This window comes from Acinetobacter sp. YH12069 (genome assembly GCF_013419675.1).
Taxonomy (GTDB): domain Bacteria; phylum Pseudomonadota; class Gammaproteobacteria; order Pseudomonadales; family Moraxellaceae; genus Acinetobacter; species Acinetobacter amyesii.
The window spans coordinates 18730-34601 of the sequence record NZ_VOZS01000012.1 but is presented as its reverse complement, the minus strand read 5'-3'; the positions used below and the strand labels follow the sequence as shown (position 1 = coordinate 34601).

The window sequence follows — 15872 nt, the reverse complement described above, 5'->3', positions numbered from 1 at the left end:
TAATTAAAGGCGGATATCAGATTCAGATTGGTCAAGTACGTATTTTAGGTCATAAAGTACATGTGCAGACTTACCAAGTGCGCGAATTGCATCTACCCCCATAACTTTAAACTGCTCATGTGCTACAGCTAAAATTACCGCATCATATTGGCCATTTTTTAGACGAGAAACAGGTGTAATGCCATATTCATGTTCAGCTTCTGCACTGTCCACCCAAGGGTCATAAACATCAGTTTGTATATGATATTCTTGCAACTCATGCACGATATCGATAATTTTGGTATTTCGAATATCAGGGCAATTTTCTTTAAAACTCAAGCCAAGTACCAAAACTTTTGCACCTTCAACCTGAATTTTTTTCTTGATCATACCTTTAACAAGCTGAGTCACGACATAAGCGCCCATAGAATCGTTTAAACGACGACCTGCTAAAATAATTTCAGGGTGATAACCAATTGCTTGAGCCTTATGTGTCAAATAGTACGGATCAACACCAATACAATGACCACCTACTAAACCAGGACGGAAAGGTAAGAAGTTCCACTTTGTTCCAGCTGCCTGAAGTACAGCCTCAGTGTCAATTCCCATTTTATTGAAAATTACAGCCAACTCATTAATAAGAGCAATATTGACATCACGTTGGGTATTTTCAATCACTTTTGCCGCTTCTGCGACTTTAATGCTGGATGCTTTATGTGTGCCTGCTTCAATAATCAGGTTATAGACTTCATCAACATAATCAGCAACTTCAGGTGTTGAACCCGAAGTGATTTTTAGAATATTAGTCACACGGTGAAGCTTATCACCTGGGTTAATTCGCTCTGGACTATAACCTGCAAAAAAATCCTGATTAAATTTCAGATCAGATACCTGTTCTAAAACAGGAATACAAGTTTCCTCAGTTGCACCAGGATACACTGTGGACTCATATACAACCACATCACCTTTTTTGAGTACTTTACCAATACTGGTCGATGCTTTAACTAATGGTGTTAAATCTGGTTGCTTATAATCATCAATCGGAGTTGGCACAGTAACAATAAAAAAGTTACAAGATTTAAGATCGTCTAAATTTGCACTATATGTTAAATGCGTAGATTGTACTAATTCTTCTGGAGATACTTCGAGCGTATGATCCTGCCCTGAACGCAGCTCGTCAATTCGTTTTTGGTGAATATCAAAACCCACTACAGGTACTTTTTTACCAAATTCAACAGCTAGTGGTAAACCCACATAGCCCAACCCAATTACAGCAATTTTTAGTTCCGAGAGTTGCAACATTCCAGAGCCTTATAATTTATGATTTAATCATGTGAAAAACGCCTCATAATATAGCAGAAATCGCCCTTATATTTTTCGGGAATTATTATTTTTCGTAATCGAAAATTATAACTGCAAAATTAAACGTTTATTTTTTAACCAATATATTAATATTTGATTTTTAACACCAATTACTTAAATGAATTTATTATGTATTCATTAACATATATGTGTTTTATTTCACACAATAATCATTACACTGTAGCAACACATTTTGACAGCAAATCCTAGGATGTTGACTTTACATAGTATAAAATGCTGCGTTATATATTTTAAAAATCAGGCGATTGCCTTTTTTACAATTCAATTATTTTTATAAGTAGGATTTCGAGTGAGTTACTATCGTTATAGCTTCTTGTTAGCACTCAGTTTAGGTATGACGGGTTGTGCAATCACATCAGGTCTTCAAACATATGATTTACCAAAAGAAGGTATTTTCCAAACAGATCTAGGTTCAACTGTAAATGTCATCAAATTATCACAAGACAATTTAGCAGCCGTTCAACCCGCACAGATTAATCAACAAAATTTTGCTCACCTTTTCAATCAACAACAACAACAATATCGATTAAATTCTGGTGATATTTTATCTATTTATTTATGGGCGTACCCTGAAATTACACCACCCACAAATACAATAAGCAATGAGGAAGCGATTAAATCAAACGGTTACCAAATCGACCAAAATGGTTATATTCAATTCCCGATTATTGGCCGATATAAAGCTGCCGGAAAATCCCTAACAAAAGTCAATCAGGAGTTACGTAGCCAACTTGCCCGCTATTTAAAAACTCCAGATGTGATTGTTCGCGTTCTTTCCTACCAAGGCCAGCGTTATTCTGTCCAAGGTAATGTAATGAAAGGTGGTCAATTTAATCTCACCGACCAACCTACCAGCGTATATACTGCACTTGGTCTTGCTGGCGGTGTGAATACGCAATTTGGCGATAATACGTCTATTACCTTGGTACGCCAAGGACAAACTTACAACTTAAATAGCATTCAGTTAGAAAAGGCTGGCTATTCACTACATAATCTACTCATACAGCCTAACGATACAATTTATGTCAATTCACGCGAAAATCAGAAAATTTATGTAATGGGTGAATCTGGTAAAAATCAATCCCTACCAATGCGTGATCAAGGAATGAGTTTAAGTGACGTCTTGGGCGAAAGTCTTGGGGTAAACTCGCTTTCTGCAAGTCGAGGTAAAATCTACGTAGTACGTAGTGATATGAATAGTCCGATGACCGAAATTTATCATTTGGATTTAACCAGTATTGGTGACTTTGGACTCGCAAACCAGTTCAGAATGCGTAGCAATGATATTGTATATGTTGATGCATCTGGTTTAGCTCGTTGGCAGCGTGTGATCAATCAGGTGATTCCTTTCTCAAATATGATCTATAACATCGACAGAATGGGTCAATAATGTTATTTAAAAATATTCTGGTGGTGTGTGTAGGTAATATTTGCCGAAGTCCTATGGCAGAATATCTTCTGAAAAAGAATCATCCCGATCTGAATATTTATTCAGCGGGAATCTCAGGCATGGTTGGACATGCAGCAGATGAAAAAGCTCAATACTGTATGCAAAAAATTGGCATCGATATGAGTGGACATATTGCCCAAAAATTGAATGCTGAACTGATCAAGAAATCAGATTTAATTTTAGTCATGAGTTCAAATCAACAAAAGCATATTGAACAAACGTGGCCATTTGCAAAGGGCAAGACCTTTCGTTTAGGACATTGGCAAGGTAAAAATGTGCCTGACCCATACCAGCACGATCAAGCCTTTTTTGACCAGACCTCAGAACTGATCCAATCTTGCGTTGCAGATTGGACTAAACAAATTTAACTTTTGATGTACGATTATGAGCCAAAATACCAATACAGAAGATACAATTGATTTAAAAGAATTATTTTTCTCTCTGATTGCACAGTGGAAGTTAATTGCTCTATGTGTAATTTTAAGTCTTGTTTGCGCCTTACTTTATCTTAGAACCACCCCCGACACTTATGCAGTCAATGCTTTAGTACAGGTCGAAGAGAATAAAGGGGCTTCTGCTGCGTTGTTAGGTGATCTTTCTAATATGATTGATCAAAAACAACCCGCCCAAGCAGAAATTGAGATTCTTAAATCACGCTTAGTTCTAGGTACCGTGATTCAAAACTTACATCTCGATCTAAAAATTTCAGGTACTGAAAATTCTTTCACTGATCGCTTATTTTCACCGCATGAATATGCCACCGAATATAAAAATAAATCAGTCGTTTTCAAAGATAATGAAAAAAGTTTTGAAATCCGCCAATTTGATATCCCTGCGCAATATCGTGACAAAAACCTTAGTGTACAGTTTCAAGAAAATAAATTTTCTTTAATTGATCTTCAGACTGAGCAAACAATTTTAACAGCACCATTGAACCAAAAAAGCTCTTTGCGTACAGCAGAAGGCCTTTGGGAAATCTCAATTTATAGCAAAGATCAATTCAAAGATGACTATTTAATTCAAAAACAGTCTTTACCTGCCGCAGTTGACAGTATTTTGGCAAATTATTCTGTTGCTGAAAAAGGTAAAATGACGGGCGTGCTTGGCCTTAACTATCAAGGCCAAGATAAAGAACATATTACAAAAGTTTTAAATGCCATTTTAGCAGCCTACAGCCATCAAAATATTGAAAGACGTTCGGCTGAAAGTGCACAAACTTTAAAATTTTTGGATGAACAACTCCCTGAACTGAAACAACAACTTGATGTCGCAGAACGTGAATTTAACAAATTCCGTCAAGAGTTTAATACCGTCGATGTAACCAAAGAATCTGAACTATATTTAACTCAAAGCGTCACTCTTGAAACTCAAAAAGCTGAATTAGAGCAAAAAGTTGCTGAAGCTTCTGCGAAGTACACTAGTGAACATCCAGTGATGCAGCAAATGAATGCCCAATTAGGTGCAATCAATAGCAAAATTGGTGAACTGAATACTACCTTAAAAAAATTACCAGACTTACAGCGTCGTTATTTACAGCTCTATCGTGAAGTTGAAGTCAAGCAACAACTGTACACTGCTCTACTTAACTCTTATCAACAATTAAGTATTGCCAAAGCTGGTGAAATTGGCAATGTCCGTATTGTGGATACTGCTGTAGAGCCGATTAAACCGATTGCGCCGAAAAAACTACAAATCTTGATACTTTCAATTTTCCTCGGTGGTTTCCTCGGTACATTACTTGCACTACTACGTAACATGCTTCGCTCAGGAATTAAAGATTCTTCAGAAATTGAAAATAATCTGGATCTTCCTGTTTATGCCACTGTGCCACGTTCCCCTGTTCAAGAAAGTCGCATCAAGTTACTGAAGAAGAAAAAGACCATTCCTGTACTTGCGGTTAAAAATAGCGATGATATTGCAATTGAAAGCCTGCGCAGTATGCGTACTGCCATTCACTTTGCACTGACATCTGCAAAAAATAACCTGATTATGATTTCGGGGCCAGCACCAGAAGTTGGTAAATCGTTTATTTCAACCAATTTAGCTACGATTCTTGCGCAAAGCGATAAACGTGTTTTAATTATTGATGCCGATTTACGTCGTGGTTATTTGAACAAATACTTCAATCATGACAACCAACCAGGTCTTTCTGAGTATTTAAATGGCCAGCGTGATCTAGACAGCATCATTAAAACCACTGAAATTCCAAATTTGAGTGTGATTACTCGTGGTAAAAGCCCTTCTAATCCATCTGAGCTTTTAAGTTCTGGTAAATTCAAAGAATTCTTAGATTTGATTTCACCAATGTTTGATCATGTGATCATTGATACCCCTCCTGTACTTGCGGTGACAGACGGTATCATTATTTCGCAATATGCTGGTGTAAATTTGGTGATTGCTCGTTATGCGAAAACTCAGTTGAAAGAACTAGAGTTAACCGTGAACCGCTTTGAACAAGTGGGTGTGAAGGTCAATGGTATTATTCTAAACGACATTCAACGTAGCTCAGCTGGTTATGGTTATGGTTATGGCTATAACTATTCTTATGGTTATAAAGCTTCAAAAGACCAAGACTAATTCAAGCCTATTCAAAAAAGCCACCGAATACGGTGGCTTTTTTTATGTGCGAAATTTATGTTGCATGCATCATTCTGTATAAAAAATGTTTTATATATTCATACCGTTATAGTATAAAAATAAGAACATGACTATGATGATCTTTCCTGCACCTTACCTGATCGTAGAGATAGGTAAGCGCTGAACAGGAAAAGTCTGCTAGAATTTCAGCAACTTTTTACATATAAAATAATTGTGGGAAAATATATGAGTAAGGCCCTACCTATCGCTGTCGCTGTATTACTCGGCGGTGCCGCACTTGTTCCTGTTTACTATGCAACTAAAACGCCTGCTACGCAATCAGCAACATCAACTCAACCAGCTGCAAATGCTTCTGCTGTCGCTAAAATCAGTTATGCACTTGGTTATGAAGTTGCCCATCAAACGCCTCCAGAATTAGATATTGATAGCTTTGTCACTGGCGTTCGTGCAGGCCATGCTCGTGCAAAACCTGCATATACTGAAGAAGAATTACAAAAAGCATATGCTGAGTTCCAGCAAGAAATGCAAAACAAACAACTTGAAAGCAATAAGCAAGCACAAAGTAGCAGCGATAATTTCTTAACAGAAAACAAAAGCAAAGCTGGGGTTAAAACTACAGCTACTGGTTTACAGTACCTAACAACGAAAGAAGGTACAGGTAAACAACCGCAAGCCACATCAGTTGTTAAAGTTCACTACACAGGTAAGTTAGTGGATGGCACTGTATTTGATAGTTCAGTACAGCGCGGCGAGCCAATTGAATTCCCACTGAATCAAGTGATTCCGGGTTGGACTGAAGGTCTACAGTTAATGAAGGAAGGCGGCAAAGCCACTTTATATATTCCTTCAAACCTAGGTTATGGTGCTCAAGGTGTTCCAGGAACGATTCCACCGAACAGTACTTTAATTTTTGATGTAGAACTCATTGAAGTTAAATAATAAAACCGGTACAGGAGAGCTTTTCGCTCTCCTGCTTTATTTTGAGACTCGGTCATGAAATTACAGATCAGTATGTTATGTTTGGCACTCTGCTCAAGCACTGTATTTGCCAAAGATGTCAGTAATAAAAGTAGTGCTGCAGAACAAGTGGGTTATAGTTTTGGTTATTTAATGGGACGCAGTAATGCTGAATCCATTAAGGATTTGGATATTGATGCATTTGTTGCAGGTTTAAAGGCAGCTTCTAAAGGTCAAGCTTCGTCATTAACAGATGAAGAAATGACCCGTGCCTTAACCCAATATAAAAAGCAAACCGAAGCGAAACAACTGATTGAACTGAAGCAAAAAGCGGATGCGAATGCCACCATTGGTGCCGCTTTCCTTGCTGAAAATGCCAAAAAACCGGGCATTCAGGTCACGAAATCTGGCCTGCAGTATCAAGTCATTCAAGCTGGCAAAGGTAAGTCACCCAAAGCAAATTCAACAGTGAAAGTTCACTATGAAGGTCGCTTAATTGATGGTACTGTTTTTGATAGTTCAATTGCACGCAACCAACCTGCGATGTTCCAAGTGAGTCAAGTCATTCAGGGTTGGACAGAAGGTCTACAGTTGATGAAAGAAGGTGCAAAATATCGCTTCTTCATTCCTGCCAATTTGGGCTATGGTCAAATTGGTTCAGCAGACGTCATTGAGCCAAATAGCACGCTGATTTTTGATGTAGAGCTCATTGAAGTTCTCCCGAAATAACAATACTCTCTTTAGGAGCATCGACAAATCTCGGTGCTCCTCAATATTTCTTCTTTCCATTATTTTCTTTTACAATTTTTTTGATTGATTTGACTTAAAATTCACATTGATATCTTATATTTATTTCACAAAAACCAATTTCCCTTTATCTTAAGTCTTCATTAACTGCGTAGCCGCACATAAGGATTTGACCATGACCGTTAAAATTAAGACGCGCGAAATTCAATATACAGCAGCGGATGGAACTCAACTTTTTGGCTATTTTGCCGCACCAGAGTCAGACACTGCGATCGCAGGTGTATTAGTTGCCCCTGAATGGTGGGGACGCAATGAATATACCGAACAACGTGCGCGTGAATTGGCAGAACAAGGCTATGCTGCTTTCGCTTTGGATATGTATGGTGACAAAAAAGTCACCACAGATGCCAAGCAAGCTTATGAATGGATGATGCAGACTTTTGATCATGCCAACACCATTGTGACCCGCGCGTCTGCTGCATTAAACACTTTGGCACAGCAAAAAGAAGTAAATGCAGATAAACTCGCAGCTATAGGCTTTTGCTATGGCGGAAAAGTCGTGCTGGATTTAGCTCGTTCAGGTGCTGCATTAAAAGCTGTGGTGACCTTCCATGCAACACTTGCTACAGCGACTCCTGCACAAACAGGACAAGTCCAAGCAGAGATTTTAGTGCAACATGGTGAGCTCGACTCGATGGTGAGCTTAGATGATGTTGCGACCTTTAGAAATGAAATGGATGCTGCCCAAGTGCAGTATCAAATCAATATTTTTGAAGGCGCAAAACACGGCTTTAGCAACCCGATGGCGGATGAACGTGCCAAAGCCAACGGCGTAGATTTAGCTTATAACGCTGCTGCAGAACAACAAAGCTTAGCGGCCATGTATGCCTTGTTAGCACGCCAGCTTAGTTCTTAAAGCGCTAAGAACCAATACCAATATTTAATTTATAAAAATGAGGAGAGCACAATGACAGAACTCAATTGTCCATATTGCAATTTTGACGAATATGACGTTATTGCAAAAAATGATTTTGGTGTTGTACTTCCTGAACCACATACACTGTCTAAAGGGCATGCTGTCATTGTCCCGCTACGTCATGTTGGTTCATTTTTTGAAATTACTGATAAAGAACGTAAAAGTTTAATGTCCTTACTTGAACAAGCGCGTAATGAATTAAATTTACGCTATCAACCCACTGGCTTTCATATTGGGTTTAATGATGGACAAGTTTTTGGCGAAGCCACTGAACATGTGCATATTCACATTATTCCACGTTATGAAAACCAAACATTGGCGCTCGATACCCGCTGGGGCTTTAAAAGCTAAACTTTAAATTTACACTCACTAAGGAGCCTCGGCTCCTTTTTTGATGGCCACTATTTTTGCATTTCCCCTGATATACAGTTTTCGTTTTGAACAAAAAGAATGACTATTGAAAGATGTATACTAGGCAGGTTTTTTCAATTTTGACTGTATTGCATGTTTAACTTTTCTGATGCCCTTCTTGACTGGTTTGATGTCCATGGTCGTCATGACTTACCGTGGCAAGTGAAGGATGACCCTTACAAAGTATGGGTTTCAGAAATTATGCTACAACAGACTCAAGTCAAAACCGTCTTACAATATTTTGATCGATTTATTCAACGGTTTCCGACTGTTGAAGATTTAGGCCATGCCTCTTGGGATGATGTGGCGCCCTATTGGGCTGGCTTAGGCTACTATGCACGGGCTCGGAACTTACACAAAGCCGCGGGTATTGTTGCACGTCAGGGACATTTTCCAAGCAATCTTGAGCAGTGGATGGAACTACCGGGCATCGGCCCGTCTACCGCGGGTGCGCTGATGTCTTTAGGTTTAAGACAATATGGCGTGATTATGGACGGCAACGTCAAGCGTGTATTGTCTCGTTTCTTTGCTATTGAAGATGATTTATCGAAACCTGTACATGAACGGGCCATGTGGCAACTGGCGACAGAGCTCTGCCCCACTGAACGCAACCACGATTATACCCAAGCGATTATGGATCTGGGTGCAACCGTTTGCACGCCGAAAAAACCGCTCTGTTTATATTGTCCCATGCAACAGCACTGCAAAGCACATGCACAAGGTTTAGAGACTGAATTACCTTATAAAAAGCCTAAAAAGCCTGTTCCAGTGAGAGAGGCTCAAGTCATGCTGATTCAATCTGCAGGAGAATGGCTGTGGATACAACGTCCGAATAGCGGTCTATGGGGCGGTCTGTGGTGTTTACCTATTTTTGATCAACCCCATGAGTTTCAATCCCACACTCAGCAACTTGGACTGAAACCTACCACCACTCAAGTGCAGATATCACATAGCTTTACCCACTTCACTTGGCTTTTAGAAGCTACTGTATTTACCGTTGCTGCCGATCAAAAAGAACATTTGGCCATTGAATGCAACGCACAGTGGTTTACACCGATACAAGCCACTGCACTCGGTATTCCAACCGCCATGAAAAAACTCATTTCTACGCTAGAACTCGAAAGCCATTCTATGCCATAGTTTTGAACTGCTCATCAATTGAATAGGGACAAATGTGACTCAAGGATTTTTTCAGCTTCGCAAAGGGTTGTTCGGCAGTATTGGTTTTATTTTGCTTTTACTCAGCGCCTGTACGTCAACTCCACCCAAACCATCTGGTAGTACATTGCCTGCACATGAAGTGAAAAAATTACAAAACATGCGTTTATCCAATCAATTGCCTGTTCCTGTTCATCAAGTCAAACGAAGTGCGCTTAAGGATACTTGGGGCGCAGCGCGTAGCCAAGGACGAAGCCACGAAGGCATTGATATTATTGTTCCACGTGGAACAAAAGTCCTCAGTGCTACAGAAGGTTTAGTTGCTGACTTACGTAATAACAATTTGGGTGGTAAAGTGATATGGATTATGGGGCCCGCAGGTTCTTGGCATTATTATGCGCATCTTGATGGTCATAAACGTGGCTTAAACGTCGGCGACTATGTCAAAAAAGGTGATGTCATTGGCTATGTAGGTAATACTGGCAATGCTCGACATACTGCACCACATTTGCATTATGGCATTTACTTGGGTGGTAAAGGTCGCAATGCCGTTAACCCCTATCCGTATTTACGTTAATTTTAGGAAACATACATGTCAGAAGCGTTGATCAATCGTCTGGTGGAATTTGCAGAATCTGGTAATCAACAAAAAATCAGCCTCAATGGACAGTCTTATCAGGGCTGGATCATGGAGATCACTGAAGAAGCATTACTCATCAGCACCGGCTACGCAGACAAATCTGGTAAAGATGTATGGATTCAATTTGCCGATCTCGATCAAGCGGAACTGTTGTATTGGGACAATAAAAACGACCAATGGACAGCTTTTAAAATTTAAGTCAAAAAGGAGCATTCAACATGACGATACAACGCTGTGCTTGGTGCTCCGAAGATCCTTTGTATATTGCCTACCACGACACTGAGTGGGCTAAACCCAGTTTTGATGAGCAGCATCTCTTTGAAATGCTGTGTCTTGAAGGACAACAAGCGGGGCTGTCTTGGATTACTGTGCTGAAAAAACGGGCCTGTTATCAGCAGCATTTTTTTCAACATCCCATTGCCGAAATCGCAGCGTTGAGTGACCTACAATTACAAGAAAAATTACAAGATTCAGGTTTGATTCGCCATATCGGCAAACTCACTGCCATTCGTGATAATGCCAAAGCATGGCAACAGTTAAAAGCCCAAGGGATTCATCCTGTGGAATTTCTTTGGAATTTTGTCGAAGGACAAATTGCCAATAATGATGTAGTTGAATATCGTAGCGCCCCTGCACAAACCGCTCAAAGTCAGGCCATGTCCAAAGCATTAAAAAAGCATGGTTTTAAATTTGTAGGCCCAACGACTTGCTATGCTCTGATGCAAGCTATCGGCATGGTCAATGATCATGAAAATCACTGTGACTTTAAATACACGCACGAAGAATGACCTCAAAACATAAAGGATAGAATAATGAGTGACAATACAATCCACGCCTATGCAGCAATGAACAGTGGTGAAGCCCTTGTTCCCTATCAATTTGATGCAGGTGAATTACAAGCCCATCAGGTTGAAGTCAAAGTCGAGTATTGCGGTCTTTGTCACTCAGATATTTCTATTATCCAAAATGATTGGAAATCTTCGGTTTATCCTGTGGTCCCAGGGCATGAAGTAATTGGAACCATTACCCAACTCGGCAGCGAAGCCAAAGGACTGAAAATCGGACAGCGTGTAGGCATTGGCTGGACAGCAGAAAGTTGTCAACACTGTGACCCGTGTATCGATGGTCGCCAAGTGCAATGTACCGGAACCAAGACAGCGACGATCGTCGGTCATGCAGGTGGCTTTGCCGACAAAGTCCGTGCTGGCTGGCAATGGGTTATTCCGCTTCCAGATGATCTCGACCCAACCAGTGCTGGTCCTCTACTCTGCGGCGGGATTACGGTATTTGATCCCATTTTACAGCACCAAATTCAGGCCATTCACCATGTTGCCGTGATCGGCATTGGTGGATTAGGTCATATGGCGATTAAATTGCTGAAAGCTTGGGGCTGTGAAATTACTGCGTTCAGTTCAAACTTAGATAAAACCGATGAACTTAAAGCTATGGGGGCTGACCATGTGGTGAATAGTCGTGATCTTGCTGCAATTAAAGCACAGCGTGGGAAGTTCAATTTGATTTTAAGCACGGTCAATGTGACGTTGGATTGGCAAGCCTATCTTTCGACTTTGGCACCGAATGGAAGCGTTCACATGCTCGGCCTAGCACTTGAGCCAATGCAAATTCCCGCAGGTATGCTGATCAGTGGTGCTAAATCTGTCACAGGCTCATCAACAGGTTCTCCTGCGGCACTGCGTGAATTACTTCGATTCGCCGCACGTCAAAATATTGCACCACAAATTGAAATGTATCCAATGTCTCAGGTGAATGAAGCGATTGAACGTTTGCATTCAGGAAACGTGCGTTATCGTATCGTGTTGAAAGCTGATTTTTAACGGCAAAAATCTAAGCCCAAAAAGCCTGCTGCATGCAGGCTTTTTTTTGTATGCTTTATGGACTCATTAATCTAGATGACATTTGTGTTTCTGCATTCCTTACGCACCCAATCTGCAAGCAATAAAATGGCCTGCTGAATATCTACAGACAACTCATGCCCGGCATTTAGACGAATACAGTTGTTATAACGATTGTCCTCACCAAAAATTAAACCTGGCACAATATTGATGCCATGTTTTTGCGCATGGTAATACAGCGCCAAACTGTCTATTTGTTCAGGCATCTGCAACCACAGTGCATAACTGCCTTGAGGCCGATTTAGACGGATATCAACCCCTTGAAAAGCATCGTAAATATACTGACGATACTGCTCGACTTGCACCATTAATTTAGGACGCAATTCAGCAAGATGTTGGCGATAAGCAAGACTAAAAATCAAATCTGCAAGTCCTAACTGCAAAGGCGTATTCACCGAATCATTTTGCAAAAGTAATTTGGGACGCAAATGTTGCAAATGTGGTGGAAGACAAAACCACCCCACCCGATAAGAAGGCGATAAAGATTTTGAAATCGACGCACAATAGATCACATAGCCCGCCCGATCCCAATATTTGATAGGCAATGGTCGCTTTGCATTGAAACTACACTCAGCATAAATATCATCTTCAATCACATAACATTGATATTTTTCAGCCAGTTGTGCAATTCGTTCCTTATCTTCATTACTTAAACAAAAACCCAAAGGATTTTGAAAATTTGCAGTCAATAAGCATACTTTCGCGCCTGAATCCCGCATCGCCTGCTCTAAACGATCTAAATCAAAACCTTCCGTATTGGCAGGAATTTCAACAATTTTCCGCTTCAATAAAGCCAATAATTGCAATTGCCCGTTATAGTTCGGCGTCGGAACAATGACACTCTCCCCTTCCGCACTTAGATTTTGCAACATCACTGACAAAGCAGGCATACAACCATTGCTGATGTAAATATCATCCTTAGGCATGTAAAAACCATCTTCAGCCCAATGTGCCGACAAAGCTTCACGCAATTGTGGATGACCTTGCCGATTGTTATATAAAAAATCTTCTGGTTTACAATGCTTTAATGCCCTTTGGATTGAACGTCTGATAGCTTCAACAGGAACAAAATTGGGGGACAACTGAATTGAACCCAAATGAATCAGGCGACTATTTGCAGATGCTTCATGGATCTGAATTTGCAATTCTAAATTCGAAATTTCACGAGGTCGGGAATCAAAATCAGGATGATTCGGCACGGCAATTTGCTGGGCTTTCTGTGAGGATTGTACAAAATAACCAGACTTTTCTTTGACATAAATGAGGCCTTTGGCTTCAAGTAATTCATAGCAGCGTTTCGCGGTATTTAAACTGATCTGATGCTGCTGTGAAAATTGACGTAGCGCATACAGACGCTGCCCTGCGGCCAATTCACCACTATAAATTTTCTGTGCCAACTGCTGCGCAAGCTGCTGATATTGAAAAGCCATCTGTACCCTTTTTTTAATCATTCTTGTATCTGTACCCATTAAGTTAACAGATTTAAGCTGATGGCATCAGGTTGATATCTCAAAAATAACGATAGGGGGAAAATTAAATGAATGACTTCACGCAGCTTCGAGCGGGTCTAATCATCATCAGTACACTCACGCTTATGGCGTGCCAACCCGAACAGCACACTCAAGCTCAAAGCCAGCAAAATTTTATCTGTAAATCTTTAATTCAAGGTTTTTTGAGTGCCCAAAAACTGACGCAATATGAGCTTGAGCAGATCCAACCGATCACCAGCGGCGGGTTACATCAGACGCTATATATTTATAAAGCCAAATCTGAAAACGGTATGAATATGATGCCGCAGCAAGCCAAACTTCGCTTTGCCTGTGAACAAATGACCGCGCGGCAATTTCAAATCAAGTTACATCCGCATCCATTTCCAGAACAAACCTTACTCAGTATCGAACTTCCAGAAGCACAGCACATGCAGCAGTTGACTGCATTTCGCCTGCCTGAGTAGCGAAGTCATTGATCGTTCATATTGAACTGAATCATTACTGGTGCTTATTTTAAAATTTCGGGAAAGGTCTCAACAGTTTTGCTTTTACCCAGCTGCACTTTCATTTTTTGTAGCATTTGATATGGCTGTTGCTGCACGAACATATTCACGAAACTGAGCGGAATGGAACCTTCCGGATTGGCGTAGCCATAGGTCGACACTTTGACCTTTTGATTGCCTAAACGCTGGAAGGTCCAATCGCCCTCATAGTCGGTTAGGCGTACATAATTGGGATTGATCGGATAACCTTTTTTCACCGCTTTATTTTGGATGCTAATAATGCCTTGTGCATCTTTACGCATTTTGCCTTGTACCACCAAATCACGGTCTTTCAAGGGAAAAGGAAAATCCAACACCATATATAAACTGAATTCACCTTTCTGGTCATCGCGGGATAATACTTTGACACTGCCCATATAAGGGACCCAATTCACTGCATTTTCCACATCTAAAATCAGGGAAACCGCTTTTTCAATGGGTACATCAAAACTGGTTTCAGCTTTGTATTGAAAGACAGGATTTTGAGCATTTTGGTAGGTCCAAACCTTAATATTATTTTTATTAATCGTGAGTTTGGCATTATCCATAGTTTTCGCTTGTACTGCCGCAGTGAATGCGACAGCACAGGCCATAAAGATGACTTTTTTCATTCCATTGATCGTCTTATTTTAATTTTATGCTGTTGTTATAACGGATTTTAACGCGCTTTTATACGTCAATATCGTTAAAACCCAGTACATCTTTCATATCGTACTTACGTGCTTCACGGCCAACTACCCATGCAGCTGCACGTACTGCACCAGAGGCAAAGTTCATACGGTTGGTCGCTTTATGGGTAATTTCAACACGTTCGCCATCCGCAATAAACATCGCAGTATGTTCACCGACAATGTCACCACCACGAATCGTTTGGAAGCCAATAGTTTGACGTTCACGTGGACCCGTATGCCCTTCACGGCAATACACAGCATCTTGTTTTAAGTCACGTCCTAAAGCACCGGCAATGGCTTCGCCCCACATTAGCGCTGTACCTGATGGTGCATCAACTTTATGACGATGATGGGCTTCAATCACTTCAATATCTACAGTATCGCCAAATACTTTTGATGCCAATTCAAGAAGTTTGATTGAAACGTTTACACCGACAGAATAGTTCGCTGCATAGACTACTGGGGTTTCTGTTGCTGTTTCATCGAGATAAGCTTTTTGCTCATCATTCATACCTGTGGTACCAATGACAATCGCAACGCCTGCTTCACGGCAAAGTTTAAGATGCTGTGCCGTTGCTGCAGGTGCAGTAAAATCGATCACGACATCACAATCTTTTAAAACCTCAGCTAGGTTACCGACAACCTTTACGCCAACCGCGCCAATCCCTGCAAGTTCACCGGCATCTGCACCGACCAAGCTACTTTCAGGACGTTCTACCGCAGCAGCCAATTGATAACCAGCTTGCTGAACCGCCTGAATTAAGATGCGTCCCATACGACCGCCTGCGCCCAAGATACCAATACGTGGAGCTGCTGACATAACATTTTCCTAATGTTGATTCGAAATTGGTCTTACTATATCAAAACTCCATGCGCAGGCTAAGTTACAAACAAAAAAATCCTGCATTTTCCTAAGGACTTTTGCAAATCAAGCTCTTCGACAGACGCTGACTATTC

The 15872-nt window shown here is 40.6% G+C and carries 17 protein-coding genes; 13 read left to right on the top strand and 4 right to left on the bottom strand.

Going from position 1 to position 15872, the window contains the following annotated elements:
* Positions 1 to 3 precede the first annotated feature (3 nt).
* A complete protein-coding gene (gene tviB, locus FTU16_RS10450; protein ID WP_180163209.1) occupies positions 4 to 1281 on the bottom strand; it encodes a Vi polysaccharide biosynthesis UDP-N-acetylglucosamine C-6 dehydrogenase TviB in 1278 nt (425 codons plus the stop codon).
* Positions 1282 to 1696: 415 nt separating this feature from the next.
* Between tviB and FTU16_RS10445 the strand changes: the two genes are divergently transcribed.
* The 12 genes from FTU16_RS10445 to FTU16_RS10390 all read left to right on the top strand — a co-directional run bounded on the left by FTU16_RS10445 (position 1697) and on the right by FTU16_RS10390 (position 12134).
* Positions 1697 to 2752 carry a polysaccharide biosynthesis/export family protein gene (locus FTU16_RS10445; RefSeq protein ID WP_180157354.1) on the top strand — a complete coding sequence of 352 codons (1056 nt, stop codon included), beginning with the start codon at positions 1697 to 1699 and terminating at the stop codon, positions 2750 to 2752.
* Positions 2752 to 3180, top strand: a complete 429-nt coding sequence (locus FTU16_RS10440; RefSeq protein ID WP_180107694.1) for a low molecular weight protein-tyrosine-phosphatase — start codon at positions 2752 to 2754, stop codon at positions 3178 to 3180. The genes FTU16_RS10445 and FTU16_RS10440 overlap by 1 nt, the downstream gene beginning before the upstream one ends.
* 16 nt (positions 3181 to 3196) lie before the next feature.
* Positions 3197 to 5389 carry a polysaccharide biosynthesis tyrosine autokinase gene (locus FTU16_RS10435; protein WP_180163208.1) on the top strand — a complete coding sequence of 731 codons (2193 nt, stop codon included), beginning with the start codon at positions 3197 to 3199 and terminating at the stop codon, positions 5387 to 5389.
* A 246-nt stretch (positions 5390 to 5635) separates the two neighbouring features.
* The gene (locus FTU16_RS10430; protein ID WP_180163207.1) at positions 5636 to 6349 is read left to right on the top strand and encodes an FKBP-type peptidyl-prolyl cis-trans isomerase; all 714 of its coding nucleotides are present in this window, start codon (positions 5636 to 5638) and stop codon (positions 6347 to 6349) included.
* A 54-nt stretch (positions 6350 to 6403) separates the two neighbouring features.
* On the top strand, positions 6404 to 7096 hold the full coding sequence (locus tag FTU16_RS10425; RefSeq protein ID WP_180063337.1) for an FKBP-type peptidyl-prolyl cis-trans isomerase: 693 nt from the start codon (positions 6404 to 6406) through the stop codon (positions 7094 to 7096).
* 193 nt (positions 7097 to 7289) lie between these two features.
* Complete coding sequence (locus FTU16_RS10420) at positions 7290 to 8030, top strand: dienelactone hydrolase family protein (protein ID WP_180157322.1); 741 nt, start codon at positions 7290 to 7292, stop codon at positions 8028 to 8030.
* Positions 8031 to 8081: 51 nt separating this feature from the next.
* Positions 8082 to 8441: an HIT family protein gene (locus FTU16_RS10415; RefSeq protein ID WP_078191628.1), complete on the top strand. Its 360-nt coding sequence runs from the start codon at positions 8082 to 8084 to the stop codon at positions 8439 to 8441.
* Positions 8442 to 8594: 153 nt separating this feature from the next.
* Positions 8595 to 9641 carry an A/G-specific adenine glycosylase gene (gene mutY / locus FTU16_RS10410; RefSeq protein WP_180042050.1) on the top strand — a complete coding sequence of 349 codons (1047 nt, stop codon included), beginning with the start codon at positions 8595 to 8597 and terminating at the stop codon, positions 9639 to 9641.
* A 67-nt stretch (positions 9642 to 9708) separates the two neighbouring features.
* A complete protein-coding gene (locus FTU16_RS10405) occupies positions 9709 to 10236 on the top strand; it encodes a M23 family metallopeptidase (RefSeq protein WP_218955638.1) in 528 nt (175 codons plus the stop codon).
* Positions 10237 to 10251: 15 nt separating this feature from the next.
* Complete coding sequence (locus tag FTU16_RS10400; protein ID WP_180003637.1) at positions 10252 to 10497, top strand: hypothetical protein; 246 nt, start codon at positions 10252 to 10254, stop codon at positions 10495 to 10497.
* A gap of 20 nt (positions 10498 to 10517) precedes the next feature.
* Complete coding sequence (locus FTU16_RS10395; RefSeq protein ID WP_180157326.1) at positions 10518 to 11087, top strand: DNA-3-methyladenine glycosylase I; 570 nt, start codon at positions 10518 to 10520, stop codon at positions 11085 to 11087.
* Between the two features lie 24 nt (positions 11088 to 11111).
* Positions 11112 to 12134, top strand: coding sequence for an NAD(P)-dependent alcohol dehydrogenase (locus FTU16_RS10390; RefSeq protein ID WP_180022938.1), 1023 nt, complete (start codon positions 11112 to 11114; stop codon positions 12132 to 12134).
* A gap of 71 nt (positions 12135 to 12205) precedes the next feature.
* Here FTU16_RS10390 and FTU16_RS10385 read toward each other — a convergent pair whose 3' ends face one another.
* Positions 12206 to 13642, bottom strand: a complete 1437-nt coding sequence (locus tag FTU16_RS10385) for a PLP-dependent aminotransferase family protein (RefSeq protein ID WP_180163206.1) — start codon at positions 13640 to 13642, stop codon at positions 12206 to 12208.
* A gap of 107 nt (positions 13643 to 13749) precedes the next feature.
* Between FTU16_RS10385 and FTU16_RS10380 the strand changes: the two genes are divergently transcribed.
* The gene (locus tag FTU16_RS10380) at positions 13750 to 14166 is read left to right on the top strand and encodes a hypothetical protein (RefSeq protein ID WP_257227112.1); all 417 of its coding nucleotides are present in this window, start codon (positions 13750 to 13752) and stop codon (positions 14164 to 14166) included.
* A 44-nt stretch (positions 14167 to 14210) separates the two neighbouring features.
* Here the strand turns inward: FTU16_RS10380 and FTU16_RS10375 are convergent, their stop codons facing one another.
* Entirely contained in the window at positions 14211 to 14855 is a 645-nt protein-coding gene (locus tag FTU16_RS10375) for an START domain-containing protein (RefSeq protein WP_180042057.1), read from the bottom strand.
* Positions 14856 to 14913: 58 nt separating this feature from the next.
* The gene (dapB, locus tag FTU16_RS10370; RefSeq protein ID WP_078194102.1) at positions 14914 to 15735 is read right to left on the bottom strand and encodes a 4-hydroxy-tetrahydrodipicolinate reductase; all 822 of its coding nucleotides are present in this window, start codon (positions 15733 to 15735) and stop codon (positions 14914 to 14916) included.
* Positions 15736 to 15872: the final 137 nt, after the last annotated feature.

Bases quoted from the DNA above. Each gene is read 5' to 3' on its own strand.
- tviB (WP_180163209.1), bottom strand. From the start codon at position 1,281: ATGTTGCAACTCTCGGAACTAAAAATTGCTGTAATTGGGTTGGGCTAT.
- FTU16_RS10445 (WP_180157354.1), top strand. From the start codon at position 1,697: ATGACGGGTTGTGCAATCACATCAGGTCTTCAAACATATGATTTACCA.
- FTU16_RS10440 (WP_180107694.1), top strand. From the start codon at position 2,752: ATGTTATTTAAAAATATTCTGGTGGTGTGTGTAGGTAATATTTGCCGA.
- FTU16_RS10435 (WP_180163208.1), top strand. From the start codon at position 3,197: ATGAGCCAAAATACCAATACAGAAGATACAATTGATTTAAAAGAATTA.
- FTU16_RS10430 (WP_180163207.1), top strand. From the start codon at position 5,636: ATGAGTAAGGCCCTACCTATCGCTGTCGCTGTATTACTCGGCGGTGCC.
- FTU16_RS10425 (WP_180063337.1), top strand. From the start codon at position 6,404: ATGAAATTACAGATCAGTATGTTATGTTTGGCACTCTGCTCAAGCACT.
- FTU16_RS10420 (WP_180157322.1), top strand. From the start codon at position 7,290: ATGACCGTTAAAATTAAGACGCGCGAAATTCAATATACAGCAGCGGAT.
- FTU16_RS10415 (WP_078191628.1), top strand. From the start codon at position 8,082: ATGACAGAACTCAATTGTCCATATTGCAATTTTGACGAATATGACGTT.
- mutY (WP_180042050.1), top strand. From the start codon at position 8,595: ATGTTTAACTTTTCTGATGCCCTTCTTGACTGGTTTGATGTCCATGGT.
- FTU16_RS10400 (WP_180003637.1), top strand. From the start codon at position 10,252: ATGTCAGAAGCGTTGATCAATCGTCTGGTGGAATTTGCAGAATCTGGT.
- FTU16_RS10395 (WP_180157326.1), top strand. From the start codon at position 10,518: ATGACGATACAACGCTGTGCTTGGTGCTCCGAAGATCCTTTGTATATT.
- FTU16_RS10390 (WP_180022938.1), top strand. From the start codon at position 11,112: ATGAGTGACAATACAATCCACGCCTATGCAGCAATGAACAGTGGTGAA.
- FTU16_RS10385 (WP_180163206.1), bottom strand. From the start codon at position 13,642: ATGGCTTTTCAATATCAGCAGCTTGCGCAGCAGTTGGCACAGAAAATT.
- FTU16_RS10380 (WP_257227112.1), top strand. From the start codon at position 13,750: ATGAATGACTTCACGCAGCTTCGAGCGGGTCTAATCATCATCAGTACA.
- FTU16_RS10375 (WP_180042057.1), bottom strand. From the start codon at position 14,855: ATGAAAAAAGTCATCTTTATGGCCTGTGCTGTCGCATTCACTGCGGCA.
- dapB (WP_078194102.1), bottom strand. From the start codon at position 15,735: ATGTCAGCAGCTCCACGTATTGGTATCTTGGGCGCAGGCGGTCGTATG.